General features: G+C 58.9%; 9 protein-coding genes. 7 read left to right on the top strand and 2 right to left on the bottom strand.

Annotated elements, in window-relative coordinates:
• On the top strand, nt 1-1,588 hold a 1,588-nt coding region (locus H1Y01_RS14385), incomplete at its 5' end, for a glycosyl hydrolase family 5 (protein ID WP_180541206.1).
• Nucleotides 1,589-1,912, top strand: a complete 324-nt coding sequence (locus H1Y01_RS14390; RefSeq protein ID WP_180541207.1) for a carboxypeptidase-like regulatory domain-containing protein — start codon at nt 1,589-1,591, stop codon at nt 1,910-1,912. It begins immediately after the preceding gene.
• Nucleotides 1,913-1,955: 43 nt separating this feature from the next.
• On the opposite strand, the gene H1Y01_RS14395 is transcribed toward H1Y01_RS14390, so the two are convergent.
• Entirely contained in the window at nt 1,956-2,984 is a 1,029-nt protein-coding gene (locus tag H1Y01_RS14395; RefSeq protein WP_180541208.1) for a YncE family protein, read from the bottom strand.
• 49 nt (nt 2,985-3,033) lie between these two features.
• On the opposite strand from H1Y01_RS14395, the gene H1Y01_RS14400 reads away from it, so the two are divergent.
• Together H1Y01_RS14400 and H1Y01_RS14405 are read left to right on the top strand one after the other, a co-directional pair.
• Nucleotides 3,034-3,312: a hypothetical protein gene (locus H1Y01_RS14400; protein WP_180541209.1), complete on the top strand. Its 279-nt coding sequence runs from the start codon at nt 3,034-3,036 to the stop codon at nt 3,310-3,312.
• A gap of 2 nt (nt 3,313-3,314) precedes the next feature.
• On the top strand, nt 3,315-4,454 hold the full coding sequence (locus tag H1Y01_RS14405) for an aldose 1-epimerase (RefSeq protein ID WP_180541210.1): 1,140 nt from the start codon (nt 3,315-3,317) through the stop codon (nt 4,452-4,454).
• On the opposite strand, the gene H1Y01_RS14410 is transcribed toward H1Y01_RS14405, so the two are convergent.
• Complete coding sequence (locus H1Y01_RS14410) at nt 4,455-6,929, bottom strand: FG-GAP-like repeat-containing protein (RefSeq protein ID WP_180541211.1); 2,475 nt, start codon at nt 6,927-6,929, stop codon at nt 4,455-4,457. It lies immediately after the preceding gene.
• Nucleotides 6,930-7,600: 671 nt separating this feature from the next.
• On the opposite strand from H1Y01_RS14410, the gene rimP reads away from it, so the two are divergent.
• The 3 genes from rimP to H1Y01_RS14425 form a co-directional block, all read left to right on the top strand.
• Nucleotides 7,601-8,083 (top strand): ribosome maturation factor RimP, encoded by a 483-nt coding sequence (rimP, locus tag H1Y01_RS14415; RefSeq protein WP_180541212.1) that lies wholly within the window; start codon nt 7,601-7,603, stop codon nt 8,081-8,083.
• A gap of 25 nt (nt 8,084-8,108) precedes the next feature.
• Nucleotides 8,109-9,647 carry a transcription termination factor NusA gene (nusA, locus tag H1Y01_RS14420; RefSeq protein ID WP_180541213.1) on the top strand — a complete coding sequence of 513 codons (1,539 nt, stop codon included), beginning with the start codon at nt 8,109-8,111 and terminating at the stop codon, nt 9,645-9,647.
• A gap of 16 nt (nt 9,648-9,663) precedes the next feature.
• On the top strand, nt 9,664-10,209 hold a 546-nt coding region (locus H1Y01_RS14425; RefSeq protein WP_180541214.1), incomplete at its 3' end, for a translation initiation factor IF-2 N-terminal domain-containing protein.

Consider the following 10,209-nt stretch of genomic DNA (forward strand, 5'->3'; position numbering starts at 1 on the left):
CGGATCGAAGCAGCCGGTCAACGCCATCCAGATCAATTGGGCCAATCCCTATGCGACTCAATACAAGATTCAGTACTGGACCGGTCCCGATCCGCTCTATACCGATAACGAAGGCAATTGGATTACTCTCCCCAACGGAACGGTTACCGGCGGAACCGGCGGAATCGTCACCCTTCAGCTCGGCGCGACGACAACTAATGTCGAGTTCGTGCGTGTCCTGATGACCGCCCCATCAGGCACCTGCGTCGAAACACCGGCGGTTGATCCTCGGGACTGCATGGGCTACGCGGTCAACGAAATAGGCATCGGAACAATCAACGGTAGCGGGCAATTCGTCGACCTCGTCCAACACGCGCCCAATCAAAACCAAACCATCACTTACTGCTCCTCCGTCGATTCTTGGCACACCCCCGCGCTCGAAGAAACCGGCGAAGAGCAAGCCGGACTCGACCTCGTCTTCACCAGCGGAATCACGCGCGGTCTCCCGGCCGTCATCCCCGTCACCATGCTCTACGGCACCCCCGAAAGCGCCGCCAATGAGCTCGCCTATGTCGAATCGAAAGGCTACAACATCGGATACGTTGAGATGGGCGAAGAGCCGGATGGCCAGTTCATCGTGCCTGAAGACTACGCCGCGCTCTACGTTCAGTGGGCGAAAGCGCTGCATGCCGTCGACCCCGACCTGCGACTAGGCGGACCCGTGCTCGAAAGCGATCAGGAAGTGTATGCGTGGCCGAATGCCAGCGGCAATCGCTCCTGGCTGAATCGCTTCTTCCAATACCTCACCGTGCACGGCGCGATCGATCAACTGGCTTTCATGTCCTATGAGCACTATCCGTACGTACCTTGCCAGATTACCTGGGACCTGCTCCAACAAGAACCTTCCTACACGGCCCGGACACTAGCCACCTGGAAGCAGGACGGCTTACCCGCCGGCACGCCCATCTTCTCGACGGAAACGAATGTAGCCTACGATTACGATGCGCATCAGGTATCGCTGTTCGGCGCGCTTTGGTACTCCGATTTCGTCGGCGTCTTCCTAACTCTTGGCGGCAGCGGCGCTTACTACTACGAATACGAACCGCTGCCGCTGTTCTCATCTTCGGAATGTAACTCCTGGGCGAACTACGGAATGTTTGTAGCCACGCCGCAAAGTAGGATCCTCGAGTACGATTCGCAGTACTTCTCGGCCCAGATCCTGACGCAGCAATGGTCCGATCCGGTAAACGCCACGCATTACGTCTACCCGGCATCGACCAATCTGGTGGCCCAATCCGGCGCGGCGCTAGTCACATCCTATGCGCTACTCCGCCCGGATGGACAATGGTCGCTCCTTCTAATCAATAAAGATCAGGACAATGCCCACCCGGTGACAGTAACGTTCAGCGACACGTCCCAGCACTACTTCAGCGGCTCCGTGACCCAAGTCACGTTCGGCGAGCAGCAATATACCTGGCATCCCGAGAACGCTTACGGGTACGCGCAACCGGACGGTCCCTTCACCACGTCCTCGCAACCCGGTGGTTCCGGCACACTCTACACGCTGGAACCCGGATCGATCACGGTACTCCGAGGATCAATCGAGTAGATGTTCAAAAGAACAGCACTCATTGTCCTGGCGCTAGTAACCGGCGCGTTCGGTCAGGGTAGCCGGGCGGTAACCGGCGTCGTGACCGATAGCCGCGGCAACCCGCTCCCCGGAGCCGCCGTACAAATCGAGAACTCACGCTCGATGGAAATCCAATCCTACCTAACCAGAGACGACGGCAAATATTACTTCCACGATCTCAGCCGCGACACCGATTACACGCTGAAAGCCAAGTACAAACGTTGGTGGTCAAAAGAGAAACTCCTCAACAAGCTAAACGCGGCAAAACAAGTCACCATAGACCTAACCATCCCAATAGAATAGAAAGGCCATTGTATTATCCGTGTTTATCTGTGTTCATCCGTGGCTAATTGGTTTTGACTTGACCAACAACCAATACCTTAAACGACCCCGGCTCAATCGAAGGCCGGGGATGAGGATTCGCCGCGGTAGCAGCAGGCGCCGCGCCAAAAGTAGCCGTAGCCAGATACACTCGATGGGTCTCTGTATCCAGCGCCATCGTCCGCGCGCCCCGCTGCGTCTTCACCGTCTGAACCACCGCGTAACTATCCGGTCCCGCTTCCTTGATCACCGTCAAAGTTCCATCCTGGCCATTGGACGAAAACACGAGCTTACTCCCCGGATCGAACGCGGCCGCATCCGGACCCTCTCCGATCGCGGGTGTCGCCACCACCTTCCCCGAATCGGCGTTCACCACGGCCATCTTGCCGCCATCGCAGACCGCGAACAACCGCCGGCTCTTGGCGTCGATCGCCAACCCGGATGGAGACTCGCAAGGCGCGATCGACCAGCGCGCCTGCACCACGAGCGTCCGCGGATCAATGCGAACAATCTCGTTCTTGTCCTCGATGTTCGCGTAGATGCTGCCCTTACCATCCGAGGCGGGGAACTCCGGCTTACCGCCCAACGCGATGGTGCCCGCGACTGTGCCCGTCTCCGCGTCCACCGCCGTCGCGTCCTGACTTCGCCCATTGAACGTGAACACGCGCTTCGAGAACGGATCGTAGACAAGGCCATCCGGATTCTGCCCCGTAGCGATCTTCTGCTTCACCGCCAGGCTCTTCAGATCGAACGCAACCAGCTCGTTGGAGCGCCCGTCGCTGATGAAGCCCTTGCCCAAAGCTTCCGCGATCGCGATCCCGTGAATGCCCTGCATCCCGCCGATCGTCCCCACGACCTTCTCGGAATCCAGGTCAACCACCACGACCTCGGTCCCGTGCGAGACGTAGAGCCGCCGCCCCGCGGCGCCGGCGTAGAGATAATCCCAGCCGCCCGTGCCGCCGATCGGGATCGAGCCGGTAACCTTATAGGTTTGCGACAAAACCTGGCTCGCAAAGAGTAGAGTTGAGAGGAGAAGCTTCGCGGTCGAATCCATATGTGTATCGTCAGTTTACTTCGGCGGCTGCGCTAGAATTGCCATGACAATGAAACGTCCTTCAACCTTGTTGGCCGCCGCCCTCCTACTGGCCGGAACCGCGGCCGGAACTGTCGGTTGTCACTATGATCGCGATACAGCGGGCCGCCCCGATGCGGAAAAGGGCGACGGGCTCGACGGCAGCGTGACTGCCACCAAAGAGGGGACAGGCGATCCGAAGGTCGGCTCAGGCCGCGGACAGGTCGGCACCGACGCGCCGGCGCGCCCGTCCGATGAGCAGCCCCCCAATAGCTCTCCGAACGCAGCTGACGGCAAGCCGGCCCAATAAACATGAAAGCGACCCGACTAGGCATCACGATTGCCCTGACAGCACTGATGCAGGGACCATTCAATAACCCGATCTCCGCCGCCGAACCTGAAGTCGGCGGAGCCAAGCCGGTTCTCCTCGAACGCGGTCACACCGGGAACGATCTTCAGTTCACGTCCGCCGAGATTCTGCCGGGCCGCGGCTGGAACATCTATCAGGTGAAAGCGTGGATTCCCGGCCACGGCGAAGTCGGTCTCCTGGAATCGCCTCCGCTCTCCGAAGGCGCGGCGATCTTGAACGGCGGACCCGACGATCGCATCGGTAACAAGAGCTTCAGCTTCGGCGGCGCGATCCTGATCCCCTACGCCAACCGCATCACCGGGCCCATGACGAATAACGGCCGCGACATCATTGCGGATATCGCCGGCACGCACGAAACGCTACCGGCGAACTGGGGCGGCAATAAGCCGGGCGCGCGCCAATACGCGATGCATGGCCTGATTCTCGATGCCAGGATCCAAAACGTGTCGACTACGCGGACTTCCGCTCGCGGCACTCTCGACGCCGGTAACTTCGGCGGCCGCTGGCCTTCCGATACAAAGCTGCAATTCAAATCGACTCTGGACAAAGGCGCCTTCGACCTGCAAGTCATCGCGACTAACAGCGGCAATAAGCCGCTGCCGCTCGGTATCGGATGGCATCCGTACTTCCGAATTCTTAGCGGAAAGCGCGAGCAAGCGAAGCTTCTCATCCCGGCCACTAAGCGCGCGCCGGCGAATAACTACGACGAAGTGCTGCCGCTCGGAACCATCGAGAACGTCTCCGGAACTCCGTTCGACTTCACCGCTAAAGGCGGCCATACTCTCGGCGACTTATTCATGGACGATACCTTCACCGACCTGATTCGCACCGACGGCAAGGTAGTCGCTGAAGTAATCGATCCGGCGTCGGGATACGGGATTCGTATCATCTCCGATACACCCCAAGTCAAAGCGATGCAGGTCTATGCACCCACAGGTAAGCAGTTTGTCGTCGTCGAGCCTCAGTTCAACCTGGCCGATCCCTTTAGCCCGGTATGGAAGGGCAAGCCGACCGGCATGATAATGTTGAAACCAGGCGAGTCGGTGACTTACCACGCTCGCCTGGAGTTGTTCCATCCGTAGTTATTGGGGTACGGTCAACGTCAGACCGTTGGGCAGCACGGCTTCCTGCGGCTCCGTCTGCACATAGATGGACACCGGGTTTGCAGCCGATCCCGGCGCTGAGGTCAAGGTCGCAGTCATAGTAGTGGGCGAAGTGACAACGATGTTCGACGCGGTGACTCCACCCACCGGCACGATTACGGTTGAACTGTTAAAGGTCGTGTTCGACCCCGTGATAGTGAATGTTCCGCTTCCACCGACTGCCAGAGTATTCGGCGAAATGGAAGTAATGAGCGGTTCGGTGGGTGGCAGTAACAGGTTGTATTCGCCGCGCATGATGAACACAGCCATCTGGTCGCGTAGAACATCATCGCTCGGGCAGAACTCGTTGGGGGCGCATCCGCTGGTGATCCCATCCTCCGCCATGCGCTCAATCGGCATATAGAAGACATAGGAAGGCGGAACATCGACCGGGAAATACAAGGTAGAAGGTATTGTATAGTTCGTTGCAGCGCCGTATCTCGCCAGAATAATGAACTTCGCCATGCCGCCCCGGATGATGGGCTGCGTCGGACAGAAGTCCGGTACTGAGTCGCAACCGTCCGTGATCCCCAACTCGTACAGCTTCTGAATATAGTCGAAGGCGAACGAGCCCTGCGGCACATCCGCAAAGTAAGGAGTTTGCGACGGAGCCGGGAAGTTGGGTCCGCCATAGATTCCGGTTACAATGAAAACCGCCATCTGGGCGCGAGTGACGTTGTCAGTTGGGCAGAAGTAACCGGACGCGCACCCCATTGTTACCCCATACTGATACATCAGGTTAATCGCGTCAAAAGCAAACGAACCCGGCGGCACGTCCAAAAAGACCTGGGTTGTGAAGTAGTCCGTGATCGGAACCGTTGTCGTTCCAACAAACAGGTTCGCAGTTCGATCCGCGCCCGTAGTATTCGGGTCGACTGTGACGGTGATCGTGCCGGCGCCGCTGCCCGAGCTGGAGCCGGGGTGAACGAATCCCGGCTGATCCGTACTGATCGCGTAGGAACACGAAGCCCCGACCGGGGTGACGGTAAGTGGTAAAGCGCCGCCGACAGAATTCACGTAGAGCGGATTGGGCGAAACAGTAACCGCGCAACCAGTCCCCGTTCCCAGAACGACGCCTACATCACTCGACCCCGAGTTCGCTACGGCTAAGTCGAGACTTCCGCCGCCGGTGAAGTTCGCGGCGGCCAAGCCGACCGGTTGAGTTCCGACAGCGATCCCGGTCGGCGCGCTGAACTGTCCATTGCCCGAGCCATAGTAGATAGAAACCGAGTTCGCGCCGAAATTACTGACCGCAAAATCCTGGTTGCCATCGCCGTTAAAGTCACCGCCAATCACATAGTAGGGATAGTCTCCAGTCGGCAAGGACGGAAGGTTTTCGGCCGCTTGAAACGTGCCGTTCCCGTTTCCTAAGAGGACGCTGATATCTCCGGCGCCTGTCGCGGCTTCGGCATTCGCGACCGCGAGGTCAAGGAAGCCGTCATTGTTCACGTCAACGGCCGCCAGCGAAATCGGGTTCTGCCCGGCGCTTAGCGCCACGGGAGCTGGGAACGTTCCATTTCCATTATTCAGGAGGATGTCAACGGCGTTGGCCCCATAGATTGCCACCGCAAGATCGGTCGTCCCGATGTTACGGAAATCGGCTCCGATGATTTGCCGGGGCGTGCCGGCGAGCGCAATTGCGGTTTGGGTAGGAAACGCGCCCGTGCCGTTTCCAATCAGCACATCCATACCGTTATCGGTGCCGACCGCGAGATCCAGCAGTCCGTCACCGTTCAGATCAACGGCGATCACCGATTGAGCCGTGCCTTGCACGGACACTTTCAACGGCGGCGTCTGAACGGTGCCGTCACCGTTACCTAAGAAGATCATGATGAAGCTACCGCCGGCCTCGTCATCGACCACCGCGATGTCCGGCTTTCCATCCTGATTGAAATCGCCGATCACGGCGGCGTAGGGAAGCGACGGCCCGGCATAATTAGCCGCTGGGGAAAACGTTCCAGTACCTGCGCCCAGCAGAATGCTGAAAGTGCCGGAGCCTTCGTTAGGAATCACCAGATCCGGAATTCCGTCGTTGTTCAAGTCCCCTACGGCGACGCCATAGGGAACCATCTGCACGGCGTAGGTGACTTGCGGCGCAAAGGAGGTCGAGCTCGTCGAAATCACCGTGACCGTGAAGGGGTTGGAGACGCTGGCGTTGTAACCGGGTCCGCCCTGATATCTCGCGCGGATAGGCTGCGCTCCCGTGGGCAGCAGCACCGTGCTCAGTTGGGCCGTTCCGTTCGAAAGCGCTGCGTCCCCAACAACGGTGGCGCCCGTATAGAACGTGACGCGCCCCGTGGCGGCGACAGAGTTAACCGTCGCGGTTAACGTTACCGCACTGCCCGCCAGCGCCGGATTCGGCGTCGCAGTCACTGTTGTCGTGGTGCCGGTCTGCGCCAAAGCGATCGAAGCCATTCCGCATAGCGCTGGGCCGAACAAAAAACATAGCTTCCGTAAAGTCATAGAGTGCCCCCGAAAGAGAAGGTATGAATGCAAAGAGGTGGTGGAAGTAACATCGCGGGCTTGATCTCGCGCTCGGCGTTTCCCGTGTGTCCACGACCTTTTATACAGGAATGCAATAGAAATTGCATTCTTTGGGGCAACACAATTGTGTGATACGAATCACTCATCGGAAGGTCGGCGCGATTGAATACCGCATCGCCTGGAGCTAAAAGACACTGCATCACAGAGGAGTCTGTCGGTGCTTCACGTATGCCTGTCGCTCGCAGCCCGCGGTAGTATCCGCGCCGATTCTGCCGAGTTCGGCATGACCCTTCGGTTCACAACCAAAGATGAAAGGCGACCGTACCGCCCCACTCCGAGCCCGACCGAGAGGGAGGGTCCGCCGCTGGCAGCCGCGCGCGTGAGCCAACGGTGTTTTGCAAAGGAACGGTACGCCGCCGTGAAGCGCGGCCGAAGAAGGAAAGGTCTTTCCGCTTCAAGAGCTTTTGCCGATCCCATCAAAGTCTTGCAATTGCAACAAAAAGCGCTAAACTAGTAACTGAAGCGGCGGTCAATTGTGGTGGGCGAAAGCCCACTTTTTTATTGCTCGGTCATGTCATATCGATGCCGCGCGGAAAAAGCGAATGGGAGCCATATCGAGGCAGACTACGGTCGCGCGGGTTGAACAACTCGCTGAACGCGCGGCCGAAACGGAACATATTGAAATCGTCGAGGTCGAACTCAAAGGCAGTGGACGCAACCAGCTTGTGCGAATTTCAATCGACAAGCCCCAGGGCGTGACCCATGGGGATTGTGAACGAATGTCGCACGCGCTGAGCGCGCTGCTCGATGCCGAGAACATCCTGCCGGACCAATACACTCTCGAGGTCAGTTCGCCGGGAGTCGAGCGCAAGCTTAAAAAACCCCGGGATTTCGAGCGTTTTCAGGGGCAGAAAGCCAAACTGGTCCTCAAACAGGGAGAAGGCGCGGAGCGCAAATCGCGCTTTGTCGAAGGCACGCTGGCCGGGACCGAAAACGCGGGCGTGCTGCTGGATGTACCCGGCGGCGAGCGCCTGCACATCGCATATGAACAGATCGACCGCGCCAATTTGAAATTCGAGTGGTAGATCCCGCTCGGTTAGAGGCTGAACTTTGGAAAACATTTATTCATCAATCGAGATGCTGAGCAAGGAAAAGGGCATCGACACCCAGATCGTGCTGGACGCGGTCAAAGATGCCCTGCTCATCGCTGCGCGCAAGCATTTCAAAACGACGGAAGACCTGATCGCGGACCTGGAAGAACGCACGGGATCGATCCGCCTTTACGCCGTTAAGAAGGTCGTCGACGAGGTTACCGATCCGGTCAAGGAGATGACGCTGGCGGAAGCGCATCGGATTGATCCGGCCGCGGAAATCGGCTCCGACGTTCGTATTCAGAAGCCCACCGAGGGGCTCGGCCGCATCTCGGCCCAGACCGCGAAACAGGTGATCTTTCAAAAAGTGCGCGAAGCGGAGCGCGACACGATTTATCAGGAGTACTCCGGCCGCGCCGGGGAATTGGTGAACTGCACCGTCAAGCGCATTGAAGGTCTGGATGTCGTGGTCGACCTCGGCAAGACCGAAGCGCGCCTACCTAAGAAGGAGCAGTCCCGCCTCGAAACTTATAGCGTGAGCGACCGTGTCCGTTGCGTAATCAAGTTAGTGGATAAGTCGAGCAAAGGTCCGGGAGTGCTGGTATCGCGCGCCGATCCCGAGTTGGTGAAGCGTCTCTTCGAGCAGGAAGTCCCCGAGATTTACGACAACACGGTTCTAATTAAAGGCTGCGCGCGGGAAGCCGGAGAGCGCACCAAGATCGCGGTCTGGAGCCGCGACCGCGATGTGGACTGCGTCGGCGCCTGCGTGGGTATGAAAGGCATGCGCGTGCAGTCGATCATTCGCGAACTGCGCGGCGAAAAGATCGACATCATCGAGTGGTCGGAAGATCCGGTGCAGTTTGCGACGCATGCGCTGAGTCCGGCGAAGATCAGCCGCGTGACGGTGCTCGATCCGGCCGGCAAGCACATGGAAGTGATCGTCGACGATTCGCAGCTCTCACTGGCGATCGGTAAGAAAGGGCAAAACGTCCGTCTTGCCGCCAAGTTGCTGGGCTGGAAGATCGATATTAAGAGTGAGGAAGAGAAGCGCCAGGAAGTCGAGTACGCGATGCAGGCGCTCGCGCAGGGTTCGCCGGTTTCGATTCTCATCGAGCACGGCCTGCCGGACCAAATCGTCGACATGCTGGTCGCAGGCAACATTGGGACGGTGGAGAAGCTGGGCGATATGACCCCCGAGCAGCTCGAGGAAATCCCGGGCATCGATGGTGAAACCATTGACCGCATCCAGACCGCGGTGAATAGCTATTACGGCCAGCCCTACGCAGAAGAAGCGTCGGAAGAAGCCCCGGAAGAAGCGCCCGAAGAAGCGCCGGGGGAAACCCCAGCCGATCCCGAATTACCCGTACCGAGCCCGAGCGAAAGCGAGGGTCACTCCGCCGCGATGGAAGCCGCTGCTACCGGCGAGGCCCCGGTCGCGGACGAAGCGCCGGACGCTAACTTTGTTACCATGGAAGCTACCGGCGAAGAAGCACGCCTAGAAGGAGATGAGGGTGATGTAATCGGACCGACCAGCCAGGCTACGAACCCTCAGGAGTAATTTTATCGCTTTTGCTATGAAGAAGATTCGTATCAATGAGCTGGCGCGGGACCTCGAAATCAAGGCCAACCTGATTCTCGACAAGCTGCCGGACTTTGGCGTAACCGAGAAGAAGACCCATTCCAGCTCAGTGGACGAAGATGTGGCGGAAAAACTCCGTGACTTTTTTGTCGGCGGAGGCGGGGACAGCTATGGTCACGGGGCGGCCAACGGCGTACCCCACCGCTCGCCTGCGGAATCCGCTGACGATCGCCGAGTATCGAATCCAACCGCGGTAGCCGAACCGGAAGGCGCATCGCCTGCCAGGACTGAAACAGGGACGAGCGTGCACGGGCCAAGAACATCAGAGAATTCATCCGTCCTGGTGGCGGAAAGAGTCGCGGAAAGAGACGCGGAAAGACACGCGGAAAGACACGCGGAAAGACATCCGGAAAGGGGCCCGGAAAGGCACCAGGAAAGACATCCGGAGGCCGAGAAGGACGCGGCATCCGAGCCAACCGGGGGTGAAGCGCAGGCCGAAGAGAAGTCGGCTGCACCGCCGCAGCGGATGGCTTTAAGACCG

The organism is Nevskia soli, assembly GCF_903970205.1.
Classification (GTDB): Bacteria; Acidobacteriota; Terriglobia; order Bryobacterales; family Bryobacteraceae; genus Bog-113.